This window comes from Mycolicibacterium diernhoferi, assembly GCF_019456655.1.
In the GTDB taxonomy this organism is placed as follows: domain Bacteria; phylum Actinomycetota; class Actinomycetes; order Mycobacteriales; family Mycobacteriaceae; genus Mycobacterium; species Mycobacterium diernhoferi.
This window is the reverse complement of sequence record NZ_CP080332.1, coordinates 2102403-2127214: the sequence shown is the minus strand read 5'-3', so window position 1 is coordinate 2127214 and position 24812 is coordinate 2102403. Positions and strand designations below refer to the sequence as shown.

Below are 24812 nucleotides of genomic sequence, written 5' to 3'. Positions count from 1 at the left end.
CCGGGTGCTGGGGTGCTTCGACACGGTCACACCATCAAGGGAACCACTGAGTCGGCTGCTGAGCACGCTTTCCCCCAAGTTCTGTCAGTCCCCGGTGGCAGGCTGGACGAATGCTACTCGCCGAGATCGCGGCCACCTCGATCGAGGTGGGCGCCCTGTCCGCACGCCGGGCCAAGGTGACGCGGGTGGCCGCGACGTTGTCCGCGCTCGACTCGCCGGCCGATATCGCGGTGGTGGTGGCGTGGCTGTCCGGGGAGCTTCCACAGCGTCAGATCGGGGTCGGTTGGGCCGCGCTGCGTACCCTGCCCGCCCCGGCCGCCTCCGCCTCGCTCACGGTGCGGGCCGTGGACGCCGCGTTCTCGGCGATCAAGGGACTCGCCGGGCGCGGGTCGCAGGCCCAGCGGGCCGATCGGTTGCGCGCGTTGTTCGGTGCCGCCACCGCCGATGAACAACAGTTCCTGCGGCGCCTCCTCGGCGGTGAGCTCCGCCAGGGCGCGCTGGCCGGGGTGATGGTCGACGCCGTGGCCGAGGCCGCCACGGTCCCGGTGACCGCGGTACGGCGGGCGGCCATGCTGGCCGGGGATCTGCCGGTGGTCGCGGCCGCCGCGCTCACCGGCGGTGCACCCGCCCTCGATCGATTCACCCTGCAGGTGGGCCGTCCGGTCGGGCCGATGTTGGCCCAGACCGCGACTTCGGTGCAGGACGCGCTCGACAAGCTCGGCGGCACAGCGTTGTTCGAATCCAAACTGGACGGGGCCCGGGTGCAGGTGCATCGCGCCGGGGACACCGTCTCGGTCTACACCCGCAGCCTCGACGACGTCACCGCGCGGCTGCCCGAGGTCGTCGCGGCGACGCTCGCGCTACCGGTGACCGAGCTGATCGCCGACGCCGAGGCCATCGCGCTGCGCCCGGACGGCCGGCCGCACCGTTTCCAGGTGACCGCATCCCGGTTCGGCACCCGGTCCGGTGAGGTGAGCCGCGAGTCGCTGTCGGTGTTCTTCTTCGATCTGCTGCACCGCGACGGCGTCGATCTGTTGGACGCACCGATGACCGAGCGGCTCGCCGCACTCGACGAGGTGGTCCCCGAGTCGCAACGCATGCGACGGCTGGCGACGTCAGAACCCGTTGCCGCACAGAAGTTCCTGGAACAGACACTGGCCGCCGGGCATGAGGGTGTGATGGCCAAGCACCCGGGCGCCGGCTATGCGGCGGGCCGGCGCGGTGCGGCCTGGCTGAAGGTCAAGCCGGTGCACACCCTGGACCTGGTGGTGCTGGCCGTGGAGTGGGGCTCCGGGCGGCGCACCGGGAAGTTGTCCAACATCCACCTCGGCGCGCGCGACCCGGAGACCGGCGGCTACGTCATGCTCGGCAAGACGTTCAAGGGGATGACCGACGCGATGCTGGACTGGCAGACCCGGCGTTTCACCGAGCTGGCCGACGGCCCGACCGACGGTTACGTCGTGCGGGTGCGTCCCGAGCAGGTGGTGGAGATCGCGTTCGACGGCGTGCAGGGCTCCACCCGGTACCCGGCCGGCATGGCGCTGCGCTTCGCCCGGGTGCTGCGCTACCGCGACGACAAGACCGCCGCGGAAGCCGACACGGTCGACACCGTCCGTGAACACTACGAACGCAACGGATGACCGCAAAGTCCCCATGTCATGCAGGCTCGGTGCAAGGATCTCAGCATGGCATCTCCAAGCGCCCCGGAACGAACTGAGGAACACCGCGGCGATATCACCTTCGTACGTACCGATCCGGATCTGCCCCCGGTGGCGATCATCGACCGGTCCCCGATCACCGTGCGGCACCGCATCATCTTCGGGGTGATCGCCGTCGTGGGCGCCATCGCGTGGGCGATCATCGCGTTCTTCCGCGGCGAGACGGTCAACGCAGTGTGGTTCGTCATCGCCGCGATCTGCACCTACGTCATCGGTTTCCGGTTCTATGCCCGACTGATCGAGATGAAGATCGTCAAACCCCGCGACGACAACGCGACGCCGGCGGAGATCTTCGAGAACGGCACCGACTACATGCCGACCGACCGGCGGGTGCTGTTCGGGCATCACTTCGCCGCCATCGCCGGCGCCGGTCCGCTGGTCGGCCCGGTGCTGGCCACCCAGATGGGCTTCCTGCCCGGCACCATCTGGATCATCATCGGCGCGCTGGTGGCCGGGTGTGTGCAGGACTACCTGGTGCTGGTCATCTCGACGCGGCGACGTGGCCGTTCGCTGGGCCAGATGGCCCGCGACGAACTCGGCCCCGTCGGTGGTGTCGCGGCGATCGTCGGCGTGCTCGTCATCATGGTGATCCTGCTGGCGGTGCTCGCGTTGGTGGTGGTCAACGCCCTGGCAGAGAGCCCGTGGGGCGTCTTCTCCATCGCCATGACCATCCCGATCGCTCTCTTCATGGGCCTGTACCTGCGGTTCCTGCGTCCCGGGCGGGTGTCGGAGGTGTCGCTGATCGGGGTGGCCCTGCTGCTGCTGGCCGTGGTGTCCGGCGGCTGGGTCGCCGAAACCGCCTGGGGTGCAGACTGGTTCACGCTGTCGAAGGTGACGCTGTCCTGGTGCATCATCATCTACGGGCTGGCCGCCTCGGTGCTGCCGGTGTGGCTGCTGCTGGCGCCGCGGGACTACCTGTCCACGTTCATGAAGGTCGGCACCATCGGCCTGCTGGCCATCGGCATCCTGCTGGCCCGGCCGTTGATGGAGGCCCCGGCGATCTCGCAGTTCGCCACCCGCGGTGACGGACCGGTCTTCGCCGGCGCACTGTTCCCGTTCCTGTTCATCACCATCGCCTGCGGCGCGCTGTCCGGGTTCCACTCGCTGATCTCCTCGGGCACCACCCCGAAGCTGCTGGAGAAGGAAAGCCAGATGCGGCTGATCGGCTACGGCGGCATGCTGACCGAGTCGTTCGTGGCGATCATGGCGCTGATCACCGCGTGCATCCTCAATCAGCACCTGTACTTCGTGATGAACGCGCCGGCAGCGGCCACCGGCGGTGCGGCGGAGTCGGCGGCGGACTACGTCAATGGTCTCGGACTGTCCGGGGCGCCGATCACGGCCGCCGAGATCGACGCGGCCGCCGAGGGGGTCGGTGAGGCCTCGATCGTCTCGCGCACCGGCGGCGCACCCACCCTGGCGTTCGGCATGTCCGAGGTGCTGCAGGTGTTCGGCGGGCCGAACCTCAAGGCGTTCTGGTATCACTTCGCGATCATGTTCGAGGCCTTGTTCATCCTCACCACGGTCGACGCGGGCACCCGGGTGGCGCGGTTCATGTTGTCCGACGGTCTGGCCAACATCGGCGGGCCGATGAAGAAGCTGCGCGACCCGAGCTGGCGGGTGGGCGCCTGGGCCTGCAGCGTCGTCGTGGTCGCCGCCTGGGGTTCCATCCTGCTGATGGGCGTCACCGACCCCCTCGGCGGTATCAACACGCTGTTCCCGCTGTTCGGCATCGCCAACCAGCTGCTGGCCGCCATAGCACTGACGGTGGTCACGGTGGTGATCATCAAGAAGGGCTATCTGAAGTGGGCCTGGATATCCGGCTTGCCGCTGGCCTGGGATCTGGTGGTGACGATGACCGCGTCCTGGCAGAAGATCTTCTCCGCGGACCCGAAAGTCGGCTACTGGAAGCAGCATTCCCAGTACGTCGCGGCCAAGGAGGCCGGTGAGTCGTCGTTCGGTGCCGCCAAGACACCCGAGCAGATCGACGCGGTGATCCGCAATACGTTCATCCAGGGCACATTGTCGATCGTGTTCGCGGTGCTGGTGCTCATCGTGTTCAGCGCCGGGGTGGTGGTGGCGATCAGGGTGATCCGAGGCGTCGGCCGGCCGCTCACCGATGACGAACCGGTGCCCTCGCGGATCTTCGCCCCCTCCGGTCTGCGGGCCACCGCCACCGAGAAGGAGGTGCAGAAACAATGGGACGAGCTGCCGCCGTCATCGGCAAGATCGGTTGGTACTGGGCATCATTGATGGGCGATAACCACTACCGCCGCTACGTCGAACACCTGGGCCGCGCGCACCCCGGTGCGCCGGTGCCCAGTGAGCGCGAGTACTGGCGGATGCGGCACGCGGCCGCCGACGCGAACCCGGGTGCCCGCTGCTGCTGAGGTTCAGGCCCGCAGCCGGTACCGGATCGGGAGGTGCTTGAGCCCACCGACGAACGTCGTCGCCATGTGCGCCGGTTCGCCGGCCAGTTCGGCCCACTCCAGGCGCGGCAGCAACGCGGAGAAGAAACTGTTGATCTCCAGTCGGGCCAGCGCCGCGCCCAGGCAGAAGTGCACCCCGTAGCCGAAGGCGATGTGCTTGTTGGGATCCCGGCCGACGTCGAAGCTGAACGGGTCGACGAACACGTCCTCGTCCCGGTTGCCGGACACGTACGACAGCAGCACCGACTCCCCCGCCTTGATCCGGGTCCCGCGCAGGTCGTAGTCGCGCTGCGCGGTGCGCATGAACTCCTTGACCGGCGTGGTCCAGCGGATCATCTCCTCGACCGCCAGCGGCATCAGGCTCATGTCGTTGCGCAACCGCGCCAGCTGATCGGGGTGCTGCAGCAGTGCGGCCATCCCGCCGGAGATGCTCGCACTCGAGGTGTCATGCCCGGCCGCGGCGAGAATCGCGTAGTACGAGACGGTTTCGATATCGTCGAGCGGTTTGCCGTCGATGGTGGCATTGGCGATGGTGGAGGCCAGATCGTCGGTCGGCTCGGCCCGCCGCGACGCGGTCAACTCGGTGAAGTACTGGAACATCTCCAGCAGCGCACCCATGCTCTCCTCCATGGTGCCGCGCTGTAGTTCCTCGTCGTCGCTGCCGAACAGTTCCTGCGTCCAGCGCAGCATCGAGGCGAAGTCCGATTCCGGCACCCCGAGCAGCGTCATGATCATGTAGAGCGGATAGTTGACCGCCACCTGTTGGACGAAGTCGCACTCCGGACCCTCGGCCGCCATCTTGTCGATGAACTGCACCGCCAGTTCGTCGGCCCGGTCCTTGAGTGCACGCATGGCCTTGGGCCGGAACCAGTTCGCCCCGATGGCCCGAAAGTCCCGATGCTGGGGATCGTCCATGTGGATCAGCGTCTTGATGCCGACCGCGGCCTGCTGCTCATCGCCCTGCCTGGTGACCAACACCGGGCGCGGCGAGTTGGTGAAGATGTCGTTGGCCCGCTCGATCTCCATGATGTCGGCGTGTTTGGTGATGGCCCAGAACGGGGCGTAATCCTCGACCTCCACCCAGGACACCGGCGCGTTGGCCCGCAGGTGGGTCAGCGCGGCGTGCAGACCGGCCTCGTCGGTGTAGGCCTTCGGGTCGGCCAATACCTTTGCGGCGTCGTCCATCGTCGGTGTGCTCATCGGTGGCTCCTCATTTTTCGTTGACCACACCCAGCGCGGCCTGCGCACGCTGCTCGTAGCCCTGCCGTGCGGCGGTGTCGAATTCCAGGAAGACCTTGTCGGTGCCGACCCGGCGACTCACCCAGCGCCGTCCGCGCGGGCCCAGCAGACCGAGCGGGCCCAGCACGAACCGGATTCCGCCCGGCACGGACACGTGCGTCTTGGGTTTGTCGAGCGCCCGGACGATCGCCGCGGCGATGGCCTGCGGTTCGACGGGCCGGTTCGCCCGGGTCTGCGCGGTACCGGAGATCAGTTCGGTGCGGGTGAACGGCGGCATCACCACGCTGACCTGGATGCCGCGGCCGGCGAACTCGTCGGCCATCGCACCGGACAGGCTGATCACCGCGGATTTCGTTCCGGCGTAGACGGTCTGGCCGGGTACCGGCATCAGCCCGGCCAGCGAGGCGACGTTGATGATGTGCCCGGCGCCCCGGTCGATCATCTCGGGTAACACCAACTGGCATCCGGTGATCACCCCGTAGAAGTTCACCTCGATGGCCGAGCGCAGCGCCTGTTCGGACTGGTCGAGGAAACCGCCGATCGGCATCACGCCGGCGTTGTTGATCAGCACGTCGATGTGCCCGCCACCGTCGACGCGGGCCCGCTTCACGAAGCCTGTGAAGGACTCCCGGTCGGTGACATCCAGCGGGTGACCGCTGACCCGGTCGTGACCGAGCGTCGTGATCGCATTGTCGAGCGCCTCGACGTCGCGGTCGCCGATGACCACCCGGGCCCCGCGGTCGAGCAGTGCCATGGCGGTGGCGTACCCGATGCCCCGGGCGGCGCCGGTGATCGCCACCGTCTTGCCGCTGATCCTGTCCCTCTTCTCACCCATCGGCATTGACGGCATCTCGACGCAACCGGACCTCGTCCAACACCGAGGCGATGGCCTCCTCGGACATGCCTGCCGGGAATCCGGGCAGCACCCGGTCGATGGCACCTGCGCAGCGCTGCACCAAAGCCTCTGCCACATCGGGCAATTCGGCGACCACCGCGAAGGTGTCGAGCACTTCGTCGTCGAGCAGGGTGGCCATGGTGTCCCACTCCCCCAGCCGGGACAGCCGGTGCAGTTCCTCGTGCAGACCACCCCAGCCGTGCAGATCGAGCACCCTGCGGTAAGCGGGTGTGGACCCGTAGAACGCCAGCTGTTTCCGGTGTGCGGCCGCCGATGCCGCGAACTGCTCCTCGGTCTCCCCGGTCACCACGAACACCGGGCAGGACAACTCGAAGTCGTCCCGGGACCGGCCCGCGGCCTCCAGACCTGCCTGCAGCGCCGGGGCCGTCACCTCGTCCAGGTAGCGGCGGGTGGTGAAGGCATGCGCGATCAGACCGTCGGCCGACTCGCCCGCCACCCGGGTCATCAGGTCACCGACGGCCGAGATGAAGACCCTGGGCACCCCGTAGGGCTGCGGCTCCGGGGTGAACATCGGCGTCATCAACGTGTGGCTGTAGAACTCGCCCTCGAACGCCAATCGCGAACCGTGCTGCCAGGTGTCCCAGATCGCGTGCACCGCGGCCACGAACTCGCGCATCCGCCGGGCCGGGTGGCTCCACGGCATGGAGAAGCGCTTCTCGATGTGCGCCTGCACCTGGGTGCCCAGGCCGAGGATGAACCGGCCCTGCGCGTAGCTGTTCAGGTCCCAGCCCAGTTGCGCGATGAGCATCGGGTTGCGCGCGAAGGCCACCGCGATGCTGGTGCCCAGCTGCAGCCGGGACGTGTGTTCGGCGGCCAGCAGCAACGGCAGGAACGGGTCCTGATCGATCTCGCCGGTCCAGCAGCCGTCATACCCTTGCTGCTCGATCTCGCGTGCCCGCGCCGGAACGGCATTGAGGTCGCTCGGGATACCGCGATCGATGCTCAGCCGGGCGACATTACCCATGCCGGGGACGCTACAGTAAGCAATTCAGTATGGTCAACGTTGCAATGCCGGTTACCCAGAACAGGACCCGCTCATGACGAATGCCGCCGACTGGCAGGAAACGCTCGACGATCTCGATCGTCGTCGCGAGCACACCCTGGCCATGGGCGGGCCGGATCGCGTCGCCAAGCATCACGCCAAGGGCAAGCTCGACGTCCGTGCCCGTATCGATCGCCTGCTCGACCCCGGCACCTTCCGTGAGTTCGGCACCTTCGCCGGCGGCGAGATCGCCGCCGACGGCATCGTCACCGGCTCCGGGTTGATCAACGGATCCCCGGTGATGGTGGGCGCCGAGGACTTCACCACCCTGGCCGGCAGCATCGGCTCGACCGGCAACGCCAAACGCTACCGGCTGGCCGAACTGGCGGTGCGCGACAAGATCCCGTTGGTCATGTTGTTGGAAGGTGCCGGATTCCGGCCCACCGGTGCGCATTACGGACGCACCCCCACCGATCTGATCGCCCAGGCGCAGTGTTCGGGACGGGTCCCCACCGTCGCCGCCGTGCTCGGCCCGTCGGCCGGCCACGGCGCGCTGGTCGCACCGGTCAGCGACTTCCGGATCATGAGCAGCCAGGGCGCCATCTTCACCGCGGGCCCGCCGGTGGTGCGGGAGTCCACCGGCGAGGAGATCACCAAGGAGGACCTCGGCGGGCCGAACGTCGCCCTGCGCAGCGGCGTCATCCACAACCACGCGGATACCGACGAGGGCGTCATCGACGACATCCGCCGCTATCTGTCCTACTTCCCCTCCAGCGCATGGTCCTATCCCGAACCGCTGCCGTTCGGCGAGGACGCCGGCCCGCGGCCGACACCGGAACTGCTGGAGGTCATCTCCCGCGACAACCGGCGGGTGTACAACATGCGGTCGGTGCTCGACATCATCTTCGACAACACCGATTGGTTCGAGATCCAGCCACGGTTCGGCAAGGCGATCATCTGTGCGCTGGCCCATCTCGGCGGCCACCCCGTCGCCGTGGTGGCCAACCAGCCCAACGTGCTGGCCGGTTCCATCGACGCCGACGCCGCGGACAAGGCCGCGCACTTCATCATGGTGGCCGACTCGTTCCACCTGCCGATCGTGTTCCTGGCCGACAATCCGGGGATGCTGCCGGGCAGCCGCTCCGAGAAGACCGGCGTGCTGCGTGCCGGGGCCCGGATGTTCGCCGCGCAGACCGCGGCCACGACGCTCAAGCTGCATGTGACGTTGCGCAAGGCCTATGGGTTCGGATCAATGGTGATGTCACTGTTGGGATTCGACGGCCAGGAGGCGACGTTCGCCTTCCCGGGCGCGACGATGGGCGCGATGAGCGCCGCCGCGCTGTCCAAGGCGTCGCACGCCGAGGCGGATCTGTCCGCGCAGCTGCGTGAGGCCGAACTGTCGGCGTCCTACCGGTCCGCGGACCATCTCGGCTTCGACGAGCTGATCGACCCCCGCGCAACCCGCGATCAGTTGCTCGCCGCGCTGCAGCGCGGGTTGCGGGCGCGGCAGGCCGCGGCAGAACCGGTGCAGCGCACCGTGATCCTCCCCTAGCCCCTTGCGCGGTAGGCCGCGACGATGGGTTCCAACTCGTCGGGGGTGGCGCCGTGCAGGATGACCGCGTCCGCGCCGTAGTCGAATTCCTTCCGGATCCGGTCCACGCACTGCTGCGCGGAACCGGTGGCCGACGGTTCCAGCCACTCGTCGGGGATCAGCGTCGCGATGTGCTCGATCTGCTCGGCGGTGGCCTTGTGGTCGATCCCGCCCGCCACGGACTGCACCACCGAGTCCGCCCGGAAGCGTTCCAGCACAGCGGGATCCCAGTTATTCGTGCTCACCAGCAGGTCGCCGTAACCCTGCAGGTAGGTGGCCAGCCGGGCCACGGTCTTCTTCAGCCGCAGCTCCTCGGGCAGGTGGTCGCCGACGGTGGCGAAGCATGACCAGACCCGCACACTCGCCGGGTCGCGTCCGGCCTGTTCGGCCGCGTCCTTCACGGTCTTGACCGCGCGCTGCAACGTCTCCGGAGTGAAGTAGGTGTGCAGGATGACATCGTCGAACTCCCGGCCGCCGAGTGCCAGGGTCTGCGGGCCGAAGGCCACGATCGCCAGCCGGATGTCCTCGCGGAAGTCGGAATCCAGAAACAGCAACGGGTACTTACCGATCGGCCCGTCGTGGTTGAAGATCAGCTCCCCGTGCCAGAGCCGGCGCATCACCTGCGCGAAATCCTCCATCTGCGCCGTCGTCACCGCGGGCACCCCGAATGCGCCGTAGATCGCGGCGATGCCCCTGCCCAGGCCCAGGGTGAACCGCCCGCCGGAGAGCCGGTGCATGGTGGTGGCCCAGGATCCGGTGATCAGCGGATGGCGGGTGTTGTGGTTGGTGGCCCCGGTGGCGATCTGCATTCTGCTGGTGACCGCCAGCGCGGCCCCGGTCAGTGAGGACGCCTCCTTGACATTCCAACGTTCGGAGATGAATCCGGTGCCGAACCCGAGTTCCTCACCGCGACGTGCCTCGTCCATCAGGGTGGCCGGGCCTTCACCACCGGCACCGGCCAGCAGGTAGTAGCCCAGTTCGTTCAGTACGCCCTTGTCATCACCCATGTCGCTTCGCTCCTGCCCACCGCATCACGCCCACACTCCTTGTTTGTAGCCACAATTCCAGACCTCGGTGATCCGCCCGTCGACGACACGGAAGATCTCCATGCTGCTGATGGTGATCTCGGTGCCGTCGGTGGTCCGCATCGGCGACTGGTACACGATCGCGACGTGTTCGTCGTCGGCGATCACCAGATTGAGGTCGAAGCGGATGCTCTCGAACATCGCACAGTGGTCGACGACGCGGTTGACGGCCTCTCGATGGGTGAGCACCTTCACCTCACCGACGTCATGCCGGGTCACCGTCTCCCCGAGCAGCTCGTCGGCCAGCGCGAAATCCCGCTCGTTCCACACCACCAGGTTGTACAGCTCGACGACCTCACGGGCGGTGCGGGTCATGCGAACTCCGCCAATGCCCCGATGTCCTCGATGGCCGCCACCGCGCGGTCGATCAACGCCACACAGAGTCGTCGTGACCGTTCGGGCACCACATCCCAGGTGAGCAGTGCGACCACCGGCATGTACAGCAGCAGGGCGACCCCGAAGCGGTAATGCCGCCACGCCTCGTCGAACCCGTAATCGGTCACGCCACGCTGCTGCAGGGCGTCGATGTAATCGCGCACCAGTGTTTCGTCGTGGCCGCGGCGCGCGGCGGTCGGCAGGCCCTGGCTGACCAGGTAGGCGATATCGGCGGCTCCCGCACCGCGCACCGCGAGTTGGAAGTCGACGATCTTGAGCTCGTCACCTCGGAAGAACATGTTGTCGGCACGAATATCGCCGTGCAGCAACATCGGTCGCGCCGACAACGCGCTCAGCGCCTGCGGGGCCAGCTCGGCGAACCGATCGGCGAAGTCCGCCACCGCGGGCGGCACCGACCGGCCGGTCTTGTCCAGGTACATCTGCCATCCCGGGGTGAAGGCCGGCAGGAGCAGATCCCGGGTCAAGTGATTGTCGATCGCCGGGAAGTCCTGCAAGGCAGCCGGGTCGGCTCGGCGCACCGACCAGGCGTGCAGATCGGCCAACGCCCCGATGCACGACCGGGCGCGGTCCATCGACAGCCCGGCCAGATGATCGGCGTTGTCCCAGTCCCGCAGATCCTCGAGCACCAGCACGAAGGTGTCACCCTCGATGCGGGCGACATGACAGTCGGCGGTGGCGATCGGGGCCGCGGGCGCAATGTGGCGGTAGAACGCCAACTCCCGGCGATACCCTCCGAGTAACTCCATCCCGCCGCGTGCCGCCGACTCTGCGGGCAGCTTCACGATCACCGAGGCCGGCACATCCAGCCCTGTCAGCTGCAGTCGATACAGCCGCGCCGAGAATCCGGTGTCCTCGGCGATCCGCTCGGCATGCACCGCGGTGACCGTCGACTGCCGGGGCAATGCATCGGTGAGCCAGCGCGCAGTCACCTCCTCGATGCTCGACGGGACCGGCGCCGGTACAGCGGTTGATGTCATTCTCGACCTCCGACGAGGAACTGTTCTGTCACCTGCTGCACCCCGCCGGAGAACAGGTGTCCGACATGGCTGCCGTCGTGCCAGTGCAACTGACCTCCCCACCGGTCGTGCATGGCCAGCGCCGAACTCCGCATCGCCATCTGGTCATGCCAGGCGCCGACGATCAGCCGCCGCGCCGTCACCGGCACGGTCGCCAGCGGGTCGATCACCGAGGTCATCGCCGACACCGTGTCCGACAGCAACAACTCACCGGCGTCCCGCCCGGGCGCACCCCAGCGGCCCAGGTGCAGGCCGATCATGGCGTTGAGCCCGAGGATCGGTGTGTACAGCGCCACCCCGGTGGCACGCGCGTCCAGGTGGGCCACCAGCGCGGCGACCGCGCTGCCCAGCGACAGGCCCGCAACGGTGATCGAATCCGTCTGTGCCGCCAGCCAGCCCAGCAGGGCACGCACCTCGGAGACCACCCGGATGGTGCCGGCGACGTTGGCCAGCGGATCCCGTGCCGGGTACTCCGGCCACTCTCGCCGCCGTGCCCCGTGCCCGGGTTGTACCGGCAGCGCCACATTGAATCCCAGGGCGTTGAGCCGGCGCACCCGCGCCACCAGCAGGTCCATCGGGTCGCCCTGCCCGGCGCCGTGGATCCACACCACCCAGGGCCGACCCTCCCCCGACCGGTACAGCCGCACCCGCGCCGTTGCCGGGCCGCCGTGTCCGTCGGCCAACAGCGATGTGGGCAGCGCCGGCTCGTGCTCGAAGGTGAGCTCCTCGAAAGTCAGTGCCCCGAACCGCTGTGGGCGAATGTCGTTGACCCGCAGCGGGGCCGGATCCTGATGCGCCCGGTCGATGCCCAGTGCCCCGAGTTCCTCCGCGGCATACTCGTAGGCCGCCAGTGGTCGAGGCAGCTGCGGCGGTGGCCCGGTCAACGTCATGCCGGTGACCACCAGCTCGTCGAGGGCGACCTCACCGAGCTGGCGTAACCCGGCTCTCGACAACCAGTTCCAGTCACCGGATCCGTTGAGCGCACCCACCGAACGCGGTACCACCCCACCGAGCTCCCAGGCCATCTGGACGGCCCTACGCAAGGGTGAATCCCTGATACCCGTTGGCGGCGATCTCGTCGCAGCGACGCCGGTACTCGGGTATCCCGGCGGTGTAGCCCATGTACATGCGTTTCTTACCGGGCACATTGGCCCCGTTGTACCAGGAGTTGCAGGACGGGTGGGTGAGCACCGTCGGCGCCACCAGCGAGGTGGCGTGCTCGACCCAGTCGCGCTGCGCGCCCGGTTGCGCGTCTATGGTCCGGTACCCGTGTGCCCGCAGGTAGCCGATACAGTCGGCGATCCATTCGATGTGCTGCTCCATGGCCGCGACGAAATTGGTTGCCGCCGAAGGGCTGCCCGGGCCCTGCACGGTGAACAGGTTCGGGAACCCGGCAACGGCCAACCCGAGGTAGGACAGCGGGCCCTCCTCGGCCCAATAGTCGCCCAGCAGTACACCCTGCAGGCCGCGCACCTTCATCCGACTCAGTGCGCCGGTCATGGCGTCGAACCCGGTCGCGTAGATGATCACGTCCAGATCGACATCACCCTGCGCGGTGCTGATGCCGCGCGGCGTCACCGACACGATCGGCCCGTTGCGCAGATCGATCAGCGTCACGTTGTCCCGATTGAAGGTCTCGTAATAACCCTGATCGATGATCGGCCGCTTACAGGCGAACGGATGGGTGGGCACCAGCGCGGCGGCGGTGTCCGGGTCCTCGACGATGCGGGCGATGGCCTCCCCGTACAGCGCGGTCGCCATCCGGTTCGCCTCGATGTCGAAGAACACGTCACCCCAGTTGAGCGCGCCCATCACCCCGCGTTCGTCGATGGCCCGCAGTTGTTCCTCGCGGGTGGCCGTCTTGATCGGCGGGCTGGCCAGCATGTCGAGCAGCACCGAGAACGCGGACAGTCGGGCCGCGCCGACCGGGTGTGCGCGCTGGGCGGCACGGATATCGGCGTAATCGGCCTTGAGACCGTCCAGTTCGCCCGGGGCCAACTCATGGACCGTCCAGGGCAGCGTGAAGGCCGCCGAGCGCTGGAACACGCTCAGGTGACCGGCCTCCCGCGCGACCACCGGGATGAGTTGCACCCCGGTCGATCCGGTGCCGATCACCCCGACCCGCTTGCCGACCAGGTCCACGTCGGTGTCCGGCCAGCGACTCGTGAACAGCGACTCGCCGGCGAAGGAGGCCATCCCGGGAATGTCGGGCTCCAGCGGGACCGAGAGAATGCCCGACGCCGCCACCACGAACGGCGCCGCGTACGCACCACCCGAGGTCTCCAACCGCCACAGCGCATCTGTCTCGTCGAAGGCCATGGCGAGCACCTCGGTGCCGAAGGCGATGTCGCGGCGCAGATCGAGCCGGTCGGCGACGAAATTCAGATAGGCCTCGATCTCCGGCTGGGCCGGCATGGACTCGGTCCACACCCACTCCTGCTGAATCTCCTCGGAGAAACTGTAGGAGTATTCGATGCTCTCGATATCGCAGCGCGCCCCCGGGTAGCGGTTTTCCCGCCAGGTGCCGCCGACGGCGTCGGCCCGTTCCAGAGCGCGGACCCGCAGGCCTTGGTCGCGAAGCTTGTGCAGCGCATACAGACCGGAGAAACCGGCCCCGATGACGATCACATCGAAGTCGCTCATGCCGAAGCCTTTCGATAGCGCTGCACGTAGAACTCCGCGGCCCTGCCGATCGCCTCGGTCGCGGGCCGCGGCTGCCAGCCCAGCTCCCGGGTGGCTTTGGCATGATCCAGCGGCGAGGTGAGGTCGAGCAGGCGTACCGAGGTCAGGTTCACCGGGGTATCGCGGCGCAACAGTGTGCCGAGCAGCCCGCCGACCGCGCCGACGGCGTAGAGCAGCCCCATCGGGAGACCGATGCGTGGCGCGACGCGTCCGACGGATTGTGCTGCCGTGCCGAATAGTTCGCGCTGGGTGATGTACCGCTCGGAGACGATGTAGCGCTCGCCGGCCGTACCGTGTTCGGCGGCCAGCACCAATGCCTGCGCAGCGTCCTCGACACCGACCACCTCCGAACCCACACCGTTGAAGTACACCGGTATCCGCCCCAGCGCCGCCGCGGCGATCATCGCTCCGTGCGGGGTGGGCTGCCAGTCGAGCGGTCCGTAGGTGTTGGACACGCACATGGCCACCGCGGGCAGTCCACATTCACGCGCATACCGCAGCACCAGGTCCTCGGCCTGGCGCCGTGATTCGATGTACGGGCCACCCTTGCCCGGCCAATTGAACGGGTCGTCCTCGGCGGCGGACCGGCCGTTCTTGCCGACCGCGACCGCGCCGATGGTGCTGGTGAAGACGAAACTCTGCAGTCCGGCCTCGACCGCGATATCGAGCACACCGCGCAACCCCTCGACGTTGGTGCGGAACAGCGGGGCGGGATCGCGCAGCCACGCCCGGGTGTCGACCACGCAGTAGAACACCGCCGAACAGCCCGCCATCGCGGTGCGGACCGCGTCCTCGTCGAAGATGTCGCCGTAGTGGCGTTCGACGTCGAGGTCGTCGATCCCCCTGCTCGAACTGCTGCGGCGCAACAGCACCCGGACCCGATCGCCACGATCGACGAGTTGGCGGGTGACGTGCGAGCCCAGGAAACCGCTGGCGCCCATCACCAGCACCGTCCGCCGGTCCGCCATGGCCCGGCTACTTCGCCTGGGTGAATCGCATGATGGTCCGGGTCAGGTGCAGGCTGGTGATCATCCAGGCGCCGTCGCGGTTCTCGTAGGTCTCGTGATAGTGCCCGGCCCCGAAAAGCTCACTGCCGTCGGGAAACAGCAGCAGGTCCTCCATCGCCCAGATCGCCGAGGCGGTGGTGTCCGAGGTCAGCGTGATCTCCGGGGTGTGCACGTGGTGTTTGGTCTGTGCGTGCTCGACGCCGCCGAGCACCACCGGAAGGAACTCCTCCAGCCCGTTGAGCGGGGGCGCGGTCTGCCCGTCGGCGCCGCCGACGGAGGTGGCCATGTCCAGCTTGACCACGACGTCGGGGGCGAACACCTTCTTCCAGCCCTCGTAGTCCTTGGTGTCCAGCAGCCGGCAGTACCGGGCCTTGAGCTGACGGATCTCCTCGCGGGTTTCCTCGGCGCTCATCAGAACTGCGCCATGCCGTTGTCGATGGACAACGCGACGGCGGTGATGTGCCGGGCCTCGTCGGAGGCCAGCCAGACCGCGGAGGCGGCGACGTCCTCGGGTTCGACGATCCAGTTCGGGGTGAACGGGGTGCCCATCTGGACCAGCGTCGGATTGGTCTCGAAGGCCTTGTTCAGCGCGACCACCATGTCGCCGGTGCCCATCGACGTGATCACCGGCCCGGGGTGGATGCTGTTCACCCGGATGTGGTGGCGGCCCAGTTCGGCAGCGAACGCCCGCGCCATCCCGGTGACGGCGTGCTTACTGGCGGTGTAGTGCACCATGAACGCCTGCATCTTCACCCCGGCAAGGGAACTCACCAGAATCACCGAGCCGCCGCGGCCGCCGTCGATGATGTGCTGGGCACCGGCCATCACGGTGTTCCAGGTGCCGGTGACGTTGATGTCCATGACATCGCGGAACGACTCGGGAGTGATGTCGTGCCAGGCCTCTGCGATGGTGATGCCCGCGTTGGCCACGATCACATCAAGTCGGCCGAGCTCCGCGACCCCGTCGGTGACCGCGGATTGCAGGCCCTCGTAATCCCGCACGTCGACGACGCGATGGAAGATGCGCCGGCCGGTGGCCTTGACCAGATCCACCGTCTCGGCGAACTCGTCGGGGGTGGCCGAGTCATAGGGCACCTTCGGCGGCAGCGGGCCCGCGATGTCGACGGCGATGATGTCGGCACCTTCGTTGGCCATCCGGACCGCGTGCGCACGACCCTGCCCACGTGCGGCTCCGGTGATGAAGGCGACCTTGTCGGTCAGCAGCCCTGCCATCGTGCTCCTTTGCATTCGAATCCCTCCGGACGATACTACTGTAAGCTGTTCAGTATCTCGTTCGGTCCCTGGAGGGTATCCCGTGGAAGTTCCGTTCACCTGGAAAGTCACCGGCTGGTTCGTGATCGGCTGGTCGGCCGAATTCGCCGCCGGTGAGACCAGAGCACTGAAGTACTTCGGCGAGGATCTGGTGGCCTGGCGTGACGAGGACGGCACGCTGCACCTGATGGAGGCGCACTGCAAGCACCTCGGCGCGCACCTCGGCCATGGCGGCAGGATCGTCGGCGACTGCGTCGAATGCCCGTTCCACGGCTGGCGCTGGGGCGCCGACGGCACCAACCGCTACATCCCGTATCAGCCCGACAAACCGAATCGGGGCGTCCGGCTGCGGGTGTACCCGGTCGTCGAGCAGCACGGCGTGGTGTTCATGTGGTACCAGCCGCACGGTGAGCCGCCGAAATGGGAACTGCCCGACATCTTCGAGAAGCACCCGCAGTTCGAGACCGATCCGAACGCCTACTACCGGCCCTATCCGGAATTCTCCCGATTCGCCGAGAACGAACCGGTGCATCCCCAGATCGTCGCCGAAAACGGCCCCGACAGTGCACATTTCCGCTATGTGCACCGCGCCACCGTCACCCCGGTCTGCCTGGACTGGAAGGTCGTGGACAACGAGTGGCGGTTCCTCACCGGCTGGCCCGATGCCGGCAGCGACGATCCCGACAAGATGTCGCTCTACATCCACAGTCACTTCTCCGGGCTGGGCTTCGCCATCAGCGCCTTCGAGGGCGCCGCCAACCACCGGCTGATCTTCGCCTGCACCCCGGTCGACGACCACAACTCGAACATGTTCTATTCGGTCTGGTGGCCCAAGGAACCCGGGGACACCGGCGACATCCCGCCGGAAGCGGTGCGCAAGCGCGTCGAGAAGCAGTACATGGTGACCGTGTGGGACGACCTGGACATCTGGCGATACCAGAAGTATGTGGAGCGGCCGACGCTGTCCAAGATCGACGCGAAACCCTATATGGCCATGCGGAAATGGGCGCAGCAGTTCTACGAGGTGCCCCCGGTCGAGAAGATCAACGCGTGACCCTTGCGATCGTCACCCAGGAACTCCAGGGTGCGGTGGTCGGGCCGAACGCCGGGCTGGCGATCCTGGCCGCCGAGGCGCGCCGGGCCGCGCTGCCCAACATCGCGCGACTGCTCCCGGCGGCCCGCACGGCCGGTCATCACGTCGTGCACTGCCTGGTGCAGCGCCGGCCCGACGGGCTCGGTTCCAATCACAACGCCCGACTGTTCGCGGCCGGCAAACGCTCCGTCGACATCACCCCCGGTAGCGAGGGCGCTACTCTGCTCCCCGAATTCGGCCCGGAGCCAACCGATCTGATGCTGTACCGGTGGCACGGAGTCGGCCCGATGGGCGGCACCGAGCTGGACGCGGTGCTGCGCAATCTCGGCGTCACCACCATCGTCGCGGTCGGGGTCTCACTGAACATCGCGATCCCCAATCTGGTCATGGACGCCGTCAATGCCGGTTACCGTGTGGTCCTCCCCCGCGACGCCGTTGCGGGGGTCCCCGCCGACTACGGCCAGGCGGTCATCGACAACAGTCTCGCCCTGCTGGCCACCGTGACCACGACCGACGACCTCATCGAACAATGGAGCCGCCATGGCTGAGACATCCCCGCAGACATCCCCGCAGTTCACCGTCCCGGCCGTCGCCGACGCCGTCGCCGCGGCCGTCCCGGACCGCCCGCTGATCATCCAGGGCGACCGCCGGTACAGCTACCGCGAGGTGGTGGACCGCTCCAACCGGTTGGCCGCCTTCCTGAATTCCCGCGGCCTGGGCTGTCACACCGAACGCAGCGCGCTGGCCGGTCACGAGGCCGGCCAGGACCTGCTCGGCATCTACGCCTACAACGGGCCGGAGTTCGTCGAGGGACTGCTGGGATCGTTCGCCGCCCGGGTCGCGCCGTTCAACGTCAACTACCGCTACGTCAAGAACGAACTACAGTATCTGCTGGCCGATTCCGCGGCCTCTGCGCTGCTCTACCACGCGACCTTCGCGCCCCGGGTCGCCGAGATCCGCGGCGAGCTGCCGAACCTGAAGGTCCTCATCCAGATCGCCGACGGGTCCGGCAACGAGCTGCTCGACGGTGCGGTCGACTACGACTCGATCGTCGATGCCCCCGCTCCGGCCCCGGCCGTGGCGCACTCGCCCGACGACCTCTACGTGCTCTACACCGGCGGCACCACCGGCATGCCCAAGGGCGTGCTGTGGCGCCAGCACGACATCTTCATGACCTCGTTCGGCGGCCGCAACATGATGACCGGCGATCTGGTCGGTTCGGTGCAGGAGGTCGCGACCCGCGTCGCCGAGAATCCGGGCACCAAACTGCTGATCCTGCCGCCGTTGATCCACGGGGCCGCGCAGTGGGCGGCCATGACGGCGCTGAGCACCGGGCAGACGCTGGTGTTCCCCAGCACCGTCGACCGGTTCGACGCCGACGATGTGGTGCGCACCATCGAGCGCGAGCAGGTCATGGTCGCGACGGTGGTCGGTGATGCGATGGCCCGCCCGCTGCTGGCCGCGATCAAGGCCGGGTCGGCGGACGTGTCCTCGCTGGCGGTGGTGGCCAACGGTGGCGCGCAGCTCACCCCGTATGTGAAGCAGCAGCTGATCGACGCCAAACCGGGACTGATCGTGATCGACGGGGTCGGCTCCTCGGAGACCGGCGCCCAGCTCAACCACATGTCCGCCGGCGGCGCGGTGTCCACCGGCACCTTCAATGCCGGCCCCGACACCTGCGTGGTGGCAGAGGATTTCAGCGCTGTGCTGGCACCCGGGCATGACGATCTGGGCTGGCTGGCCCAACGCGGCTACGTCCCGCTGGGCTACAAGAACGACGCCGCCAAGACCGCGGCGACCTTCGTGACCATCGACGGGGTCCGCTACGCCATCCCCGGGGATCGGGCCCGCCACCTCGACACCGGCGCCATCGAGTTGCTCGGCCGGGATTCGGTCACCATCAATTCCGGCGGGGAGAAGATCTTCGCCGAGGAGGTCGAATCCGCCATCGCCTCGCATCCCGCGGTGGCCGACGTGGTGGTGGCCGGCCGGCCCAGCGAGCGCTGGGGCAGCGAAGTGGTGGCGGTCGTGGCGTTGTCCGAGGGCGCCCACGCCGACGCCGAGGAGCTCATCGCCCACGCAGAGCAGTCGATCGCCCGGTACAAGCTGCCCAAGGCGGTGGTGTTCCGCCCGGTCATCGAACGCAGCCCGGCCGGCAAGGCCGACTACCGGTGGGCCCGCGAACAGGCCGTTACCGCGGGCGAGCGCAGCGACGGGGAATAGATCAGCTGAGGCGGCGTCGGGTGCGCCGCCGGGCCATCGCGAGGGTCACGTCGGCGTACATCAACATCGCGCGCCCGAACGGCGGGGCCGCCGAGCCGGTCATGCTGAACGGCAGGTCGGTGCCGACCACGGTGCGCTGGTGACTGAACGCGTCGAACCCGGCCTTGCCGTGATAGGCGCCCATCCCGCTGCGGCCCACCCCACCGAACGGCGCGGCGGACGGGATCATCTGCGCGGCAAAGTCATTGCGGGCTACCCCACCGCTGCGGGTGTTGCGTACGAAGGTCCGGAACCTGTCGCCGTCGGGCCCGAACCAGTAGGCGACCAGCGGCGCCGGGCGCGCGTTGATGTAGTCGATGACCTCGGGCAGCGCCGAGTAACCGAGCACCGATAGCACCGGACCGAAGATCTCCTCCGACGCGATCGCCATCCGGTCGTCGATGGCGCTGACGATGGTCGGTGCGATTTTGCGGCTGGCGCGGTCGGGCAGTGCCTCCCCGGGCGGCGCCACCGTGTGCACCGTCGCCCCGAGGGCGCGGGCGTCCTCGATCAGCCCGATCACCCGGTCGAAGTTGGCTTCGTTGACGCTGGAGCAGTAGTCGTCGTTGCCGATGATGGATCCGAACATGCCCTGCCATGTCTGCCGCACGGTGTCGACGAACTGTGCGACGTCGCGGTCGGGCACGAACACGTAGTCGGGGCACACGCAGACCTGTCCCCCATTGACCATACGGGCCTGCGCGATTCGCGTGGCCGAACGCCGGATGTCCGCATCGGGGGCCACCACGACGGGGTTCTTTCCGCCCAGTTCCAGCGTGACCGGCACCAGGTTCTCCGCCGCGGCCCGCTGCACCAGCGAGCCCACCGACGGCGACCCGGTGAAGAACAGGTGGTCGAACGGCAGCCGGGAGAACTCGGCGGCCACCTCGGGCCCGCCGGTGACTACGGTGAGTTCGGTCGGCTCGAAGTACTGCGGGGCCAACTCGGCCATCAACTCGGCTGTGTGCGAGGTGACTTCGGACATCTTGATCATCACCCGGTTGCCGGCGGCGAACGCGGCCGAGGCGGGCAGCACCACGAGGTTCAACGGGAAGTTCCACGGCCCGATGATGCCGACCACGCCCAGTGGCGCGGGTTCGACCTCGGCCCGAAACCCGGCCGCGCGCGCCGCCCGCATCAGCTTGGTGGACTTCATCCACTGCGGCACATGTGATCTGGTGTGCTCGATCACCGGGATGATGCCGACCACCTCGGTGAACAGCGAGGCCGCCCGCGACCGGGTGCCGAAGTCGGTGGCCATCGCGTCGACGAAGGCGTCGGTGTTGTCGAGTACCAGTGCCATCAGCCGGTCGATGCGGTTGCGCCGCAGTGCCACGCTCGGCGGCCCGGCCGCGATGAACGCCCGGCGCTGGCGTTCCAGCAGGGTGCTCGCGCTCACCCGGGGTTCGACCCGCTCGTCGGTTGCGCTCATCTCCCGTACTCCCTCCGGTAATGCCGACTCCCAGCCGCCGCACCCCCATCAAACAGCACCGCATCGCCACAGGAAAGGACATGTTTCGCCCTGACGGGATGTGTTACGGTAAGCGTTACAGTATTTATTCGGTCGGCGTGACGAAGGCAGGGGCGACGGGTGAACAGCCAGACGCGGGACGAGACCGACCTCATGGCGGAACTGGGCGACTCCTTCAACCTGCTTCGCGACCCGTACCCGTACTTCGATGCGCACCGAACCCGGCACGGGGTCTTCGAGGGCAGTGTCATGGACTGGTCCAAGACCCCCGACGAGTTCCGGCCGAAGCACCAGTACGCGGCGGTCTCCTATGACGCGGTGAACACCGTGTTCCGGGACGGGAAGTCGTTCAATTCCAAGATCTATGACGACACCATCGGGCTGTTCATCGGCCCGTCGATCCTGGCCATGGAAGGCCATCTGCACCGCGCTCACCGCAATCTCGTCACCACCGCGTTCAAGTCCAAGTCGCTGGTGCGCTGGGAACCCGAGATCGTCCGGCCCATCTGTGAGCAACTGATCGACGAGTTCATCGAGACCGGGCGCGCGGATCTGGTCCGGGACTTCACCTTCGAGTTCCCCACCCGGGTGATCTCCAAGCTGCTGGGCCTGCCCGAGGAGGACCTCGCCTGGTTCCGGCAGCGCGCCGTCGAGCTGATCAGCTACCACGTCAAGTACAAGCGCGCCTTCGAGGCCTCGGCGGCACTGAAGGAGTACTTCCTCAACCAGATCGAGTTGCGGCGCTCCACACCGACCGAGGACATCATCGGCGATCTGGTGACCGCCGAGGTCGACGGCGAGAAGCTCACCGACGAGGCCATCTACTCGTTCCTGCGCCTGCTGCTGCCCGCCGGACTGGAGACCACCTTCCGCTCCTCGGGAAACCTGCTGTATCTGCTGCTCACCCACCCCGACCAGTTCGCCGCCGTACAGGCCGATCACGAGCTGATCGGGCAGGCGATCGAGGAGGGTCTGCGCTATGAGACGCCGCTGACCACCGTGCAGCGCTCGGCCAGCGTCGACACCGAACTCGACGGTGTGCAGCTGCCCGCAGGGGCGGTCATCGACGTCTGCATCGGGTCGGCCAACCGCGACGAGAATCGCTGGGAACGGGCCGCGGAGTTCGACATCTTCCGGAAACGGGTGCCGCACATCACCTTCGCCGCCGGCGAGCACACCTGTCTCGGCCTGCACCTGGCCCGGATGGAGACCCGTGTCGCGGTCGAATGCCTGCTCAACCGGGTGACCAACATCGAACTCGACACCTCGGGCGATCCGCACATCTTCGGTCAGCCGTTCCGGTCCCCCACCGCGGTTCCGGTCACCTTCGATCCGATCTCCTGAGCCGAGAGTGTCGATGGCCGCCAGACCCGCCGCCAAACGCCGGCGTCGTGAACGCGGGTCGATCAGCGTCGAGGAGATCCTGACCGGCGCCTTCGAGGTGGCCGCCCAGGTATCCATCGACAACCTGAGCATGCCGCAACTGGCCAAGCACCTCGACGTCGGCGTCACCAGCATCTACTGGTACTTCCGCCGCAAGGACGACCTGCTCGACGCGATGACGGACCGGGCGCTGGACGACTACGACTTCACCGCCCCCAGCATCGACGCCGGCAACTGGCGCGAGTCACTGGCCCACCACGCCCGGATCATGCGAAAGACCTTTCGCGCCAACCCGATCCTGTGCGATCTCATCCTGATCCGAGGATCCTACGGGCGGGCGGCGGTACAGGGCGCGATCCAGAAGCTGGAGCCACCGGTGGCGGCACTGGTCCGCGCGGGACTGTCCGCCGAGGACGCGTTCGACACCTACTCGGCCATCGCCACCCATGTCCGCGGCACCGTGATCATGGAACGCCTGCAGGACAAGATGCCCGGCATCGCCCCACGCCGGGATGGGGAGCGCAACCTCATCGACGCCACCGCCACCCCGCACATCGCCGAGGCGACCGGTCGCGGTCACCGGATGGGTGTCGCCGACGACATCAACTTCGAGTACGTGCTCACCTGCATTCTCGACCGTGCCGAAGGCCTGGCCCGTCAGCCCTGACGCGGCAGCCGCCACCCGATGGTCTTGGTCTCGGTGTACTGCGCGAAACCCTCGATGCCGCACTGCCGCCCGACGCCGCTGTTCTTGAAGCCGCCGAACGGTGCGTCGGCGCCGTAGTACATGCCGCCGTTGACGCCGATCGCGCCGGTACGGATCCGCCGCGCCACAGCCATGGCTCTGTCCGCGGACTTCGACACCACCGCCCCGGCCAGACCGAAGGCACTGTCGTTGGCGATCCGCACCGCCTCGCCGTCATCGTCGAACGGGATGAGCACCAGCACCGGCCCGAACACCTCGTCCTGGGCGATGGACGACTTCGGGTCGGCGCCGACGATCACCGTCGGGGCCACGAAATGCCCGCCGCGCAGGTGATCGGCCAGGCCGTCCGGCACGCCGCCGCCGACCACGATCTCGGCGCCGTCGCGCCGTGCCCCATCGATGGCATCGAGCACCCGTTGCTTCTGCGCCGCACTGATCAGCGGGCCCACCAGCGTGCTCGGCAAGGCCGGATCCCCCACCGGCACACCCGCGAACGCCATCGTGACATTGGCCACCGCCTCGTCGAACAGGCTGCGGTGCACCAACATCCGGGTGTTGGCCGCACACGCCTGGCCCGCGTGCACGCAGGCGCCGATGGCACCGGGAATGACGTGTCCCGGGTTCGCGTCGTCGAGCACGATCATCGCCGACTTGCCGCCGAGTTCGAGGAAGGTGCGCTTCATGGTGTCCGCGCCGACGCGCATCAGGTGCCGGCCCACCGCGGTGGAACCGGTGAAGGACACCATGTCCACCCGGGGGTCGGCGCCCAGCAGCCCGGCCACCTCGTTCGACGCGGTGGGAACCACGTTCACGACGCCGGCCGGGATGTCGGTGCGTTCGGCGATGAGCCGGCCCAGCCGGGTGGCGTTCCACGGGGTGTTCGGGTCCGGCTTGAGCACCACCGTGTTGCCGGCCGCCAGCGCGGGGCCGAGCTTGTTGAGGATGACCTCGATCGGGAAGTTGCTCGGGGTGATGGCGGCGACGACGCCGACGGCCTCCTTGACCACGGTGCGCGCGTTGCGGTCCCCGAACAGCCCGCCGCCGTCGAGGCGCCGCTCCCATTCGAACTCGTCGATCAACCGTGCCGGATAGCGCAGCGCGTCCGCCAGCGGCCAGTCCAGCTGCGCATTCTGCGTCGTCATCGCCGGGCAACCCACCTCGGCGATCAATTCCTCACGCAGATCCTCGGATTCGGCTTCGATCGCCTCCTGTAACTGCAGCAGCGTCCGCTGCCGCAGCCCGCGGTTGGTCGACCAGTCGGAGTCGTCGAAGGCTCGCCGGGCCGCACCGATGGCGCGGTCCATGTCCTCGGCGCCGGCATCCGAGGTGACACCGAGCACCGAACCCGTTGCCGGACTGAGATTGTCGAACTGTTCGCCGGACGCGGCCGAGACCAGCTCACCGTCGATGAGCATTCGGGTCTCGGCGCGGCCGGCCGCGCGGCGGCCGATCTCCACGCTGGGCGCATCCGCCACGGTTTCGCTCACCACAACCTCCAGTTCCAGGCGATACCAAGTTACGATACTGTAAGAATTACAGTTGGCATCTGCGGATGGTGGCCACG

General features: G+C 67.9%; 22 protein-coding genes. 9 read left to right on the top strand and 13 right to left on the bottom strand.

The annotated features are described in order from the left end of the window. Positions 1-110 precede the first annotated feature (110 nt). The 3 genes from K0O62_RS09960 to K0O62_RS09950 are packed head-to-tail and all read left to right on the top strand — an operon-like array spanning position 111 to position 4108. On the top strand, positions 111-1640 hold the full coding sequence (locus tag K0O62_RS09960) for an ATP-dependent DNA ligase (protein ID WP_073855852.1): 1530 nt from the start codon (positions 111-113) through the stop codon (positions 1638-1640). Positions 1641-1685: 45 nt separating this feature from the next. Continuing rightward, positions 1686-3971, top strand: coding sequence for a carbon starvation CstA family protein (locus K0O62_RS09955; protein ID WP_073856177.1), 2286 nt, complete (start codon positions 1686-1688; stop codon positions 3969-3971). After that, positions 3917-4108 (top strand): YbdD/YjiX family protein, encoded by a 192-nt coding sequence (locus tag K0O62_RS09950; protein WP_073855851.1) that lies wholly within the window; start codon positions 3917-3919, stop codon positions 4106-4108. The genes K0O62_RS09955 and K0O62_RS09950 overlap by 55 nt, the downstream gene beginning before the upstream one ends. 3 nt (positions 4109-4111) lie before the next feature. Here K0O62_RS09950 and K0O62_RS09945 read toward each other — a convergent pair whose 3' ends face one another. Genes K0O62_RS09945 through K0O62_RS09935 form a run of 3 tightly spaced genes read right to left on the bottom strand, consistent with a single transcriptional unit; the run spans position 4112 to position 7266 of the window. Beyond that, entirely contained in the window at positions 4112-5347 is a 1236-nt protein-coding gene (locus K0O62_RS09945) for a cytochrome P450 (RefSeq protein WP_073855850.1), read from the bottom strand. 10 nt (positions 5348-5357) lie between these two features. Next, entirely contained in the window at positions 5358-6221 is an 864-nt protein-coding gene (locus K0O62_RS09940) for an SDR family oxidoreductase (RefSeq protein ID WP_073856176.1), read from the bottom strand. Then, on the bottom strand, positions 6214-7266 hold the full coding sequence (locus K0O62_RS09935) for an LLM class F420-dependent oxidoreductase (RefSeq protein ID WP_073855849.1): 1053 nt from the start codon (positions 7264-7266) through the stop codon (positions 6214-6216). Before K0O62_RS09935 ends, K0O62_RS09940 begins: the two co-directional genes overlap by 8 nt. A 73-nt stretch (positions 7267-7339) precedes the next feature. On the opposite strand from K0O62_RS09935, the gene K0O62_RS09930 reads away from it, so the two are divergent. Beyond that, a complete protein-coding gene (locus tag K0O62_RS09930) occupies positions 7340-8836 on the top strand; it encodes an acyl-CoA carboxylase subunit beta (protein ID WP_073855848.1) in 1497 nt (498 codons plus the stop codon). Here the strand turns inward: K0O62_RS09930 and K0O62_RS09925 are convergent. The 8 genes from K0O62_RS09925 to K0O62_RS09890 are packed head-to-tail and all read right to left on the bottom strand — an operon-like array spanning position 8833 to position 16294. Next, a complete protein-coding gene (locus tag K0O62_RS09925) occupies positions 8833-9882 on the bottom strand; it encodes a TIGR03857 family LLM class F420-dependent oxidoreductase (RefSeq protein WP_073855847.1) in 1050 nt (349 codons plus the stop codon). The two genes, K0O62_RS09930 and K0O62_RS09925, sit on opposite strands and share 4 nt — an antisense overlap. A 24-nt stretch (positions 9883-9906) precedes the next feature. Next, positions 9907-10275: a nuclear transport factor 2 family protein gene (locus tag K0O62_RS09920; RefSeq protein WP_073855846.1), complete on the bottom strand. Its 369-nt coding sequence runs from the start codon at positions 10273-10275 to the stop codon at positions 9907-9909. Continuing rightward, positions 10272-11333 carry a phosphotransferase gene (locus K0O62_RS09915; protein ID WP_073855845.1) on the bottom strand — a complete coding sequence of 354 codons (1062 nt, stop codon included), beginning with the start codon at positions 11331-11333 and terminating at the stop codon, positions 10272-10274. Before K0O62_RS09915 ends, K0O62_RS09920 begins: the two co-directional genes overlap by 4 nt. Next, a complete protein-coding gene (locus tag K0O62_RS09910; protein ID WP_073855844.1) occupies positions 11330-12397 on the bottom strand; it encodes an alpha/beta fold hydrolase in 1068 nt (355 codons plus the stop codon). The genes K0O62_RS09915 and K0O62_RS09910 overlap by 4 nt, the downstream gene beginning before the upstream one ends. A gap of 10 nt (positions 12398-12407) precedes the next feature. Continuing rightward, positions 12408-14015: a flavin-containing monooxygenase gene (locus K0O62_RS09905; RefSeq protein WP_073855843.1), complete on the bottom strand. Its 1608-nt coding sequence runs from the start codon at positions 14013-14015 to the stop codon at positions 12408-12410. Next, positions 14012-15022 (bottom strand): NAD-dependent epimerase/dehydratase family protein, encoded by a 1011-nt coding sequence (locus K0O62_RS09900; RefSeq protein ID WP_073855842.1) that lies wholly within the window; start codon positions 15020-15022, stop codon positions 14012-14014. The genes K0O62_RS09905 and K0O62_RS09900 overlap by 4 nt, the downstream gene beginning before the upstream one ends. Before the next feature lie 7 nt (positions 15023-15029). Beyond that, on the bottom strand, positions 15030-15473 hold the full coding sequence (locus K0O62_RS09895) for a nuclear transport factor 2 family protein (protein WP_073855841.1): 444 nt from the start codon (positions 15471-15473) through the stop codon (positions 15030-15032). After that, complete coding sequence (locus K0O62_RS09890) at positions 15473-16294, bottom strand: mycofactocin-coupled SDR family oxidoreductase (protein ID WP_073855840.1); 822 nt, start codon at positions 16292-16294, stop codon at positions 15473-15475. The genes K0O62_RS09895 and K0O62_RS09890 overlap by 1 nt, the downstream gene beginning before the upstream one ends. Positions 16295-16376: 82 nt before the next feature. Here K0O62_RS09890 and K0O62_RS09885 point away from each other — a divergent pair, with 82 nt between their 5' ends. Genes K0O62_RS09885 through K0O62_RS09875 form a run of 3 tightly spaced genes read left to right on the top strand, consistent with a single transcriptional unit; the run spans position 16377 to position 19649 of the window. Continuing rightward, a complete protein-coding gene (locus K0O62_RS09885) occupies positions 16377-17387 on the top strand; it encodes a Rieske 2Fe-2S domain-containing protein (protein WP_073855839.1) in 1011 nt (336 codons plus the stop codon). After that, on the top strand, positions 17336-17974 hold the full coding sequence (locus K0O62_RS09880; protein ID WP_073855838.1) for a cysteine hydrolase family protein: 639 nt from the start codon (positions 17336-17338) through the stop codon (positions 17972-17974). The genes K0O62_RS09885 and K0O62_RS09880 overlap by 52 nt, the downstream gene beginning before the upstream one ends. Beyond that, positions 17967-19649 carry a medium-chain acyl-CoA ligase Mig gene (locus tag K0O62_RS09875; RefSeq protein WP_073855837.1) on the top strand — a complete coding sequence of 561 codons (1683 nt, stop codon included), beginning with the start codon at positions 17967-17969 and terminating at the stop codon, positions 19647-19649. Before K0O62_RS09880 ends, K0O62_RS09875 begins: the two co-directional genes overlap by 8 nt. A gap of 1 nt (position 19650) precedes the next feature. Here K0O62_RS09875 and K0O62_RS09870 read toward each other — a convergent pair whose 3' ends face one another. Continuing rightward, entirely contained in the window at positions 19651-21120 is a 1470-nt protein-coding gene (locus tag K0O62_RS09870; protein ID WP_234800042.1) for a coniferyl aldehyde dehydrogenase, read from the bottom strand. Positions 21121-21312: 192 nt separating this feature from the next. Between K0O62_RS09870 and K0O62_RS09865 the strand changes: the two genes are divergently transcribed. Both K0O62_RS09865 and K0O62_RS09860 read left to right on the top strand, forming a co-directional pair. Then, a complete protein-coding gene (locus tag K0O62_RS09865; protein ID WP_205870794.1) occupies positions 21313-22503 on the top strand; it encodes a cytochrome P450 in 1191 nt (396 codons plus the stop codon). A gap of 13 nt (positions 22504-22516) precedes the next feature. Then, positions 22517-23209, top strand: coding sequence for a TetR/AcrR family transcriptional regulator (locus K0O62_RS09860; protein ID WP_073855835.1), 693 nt, complete (start codon positions 22517-22519; stop codon positions 23207-23209). Here K0O62_RS09860 and K0O62_RS09855 read toward each other — a convergent pair. Beyond that, complete coding sequence (locus K0O62_RS09855) at positions 23200-24735, bottom strand: aldehyde dehydrogenase family protein (RefSeq protein WP_073856174.1); 1536 nt, start codon at positions 24733-24735, stop codon at positions 23200-23202. The genes K0O62_RS09860 and K0O62_RS09855 overlap by 10 nt on opposite strands. Between the last annotated feature and the right edge of the window lie 77 nt (positions 24736-24812).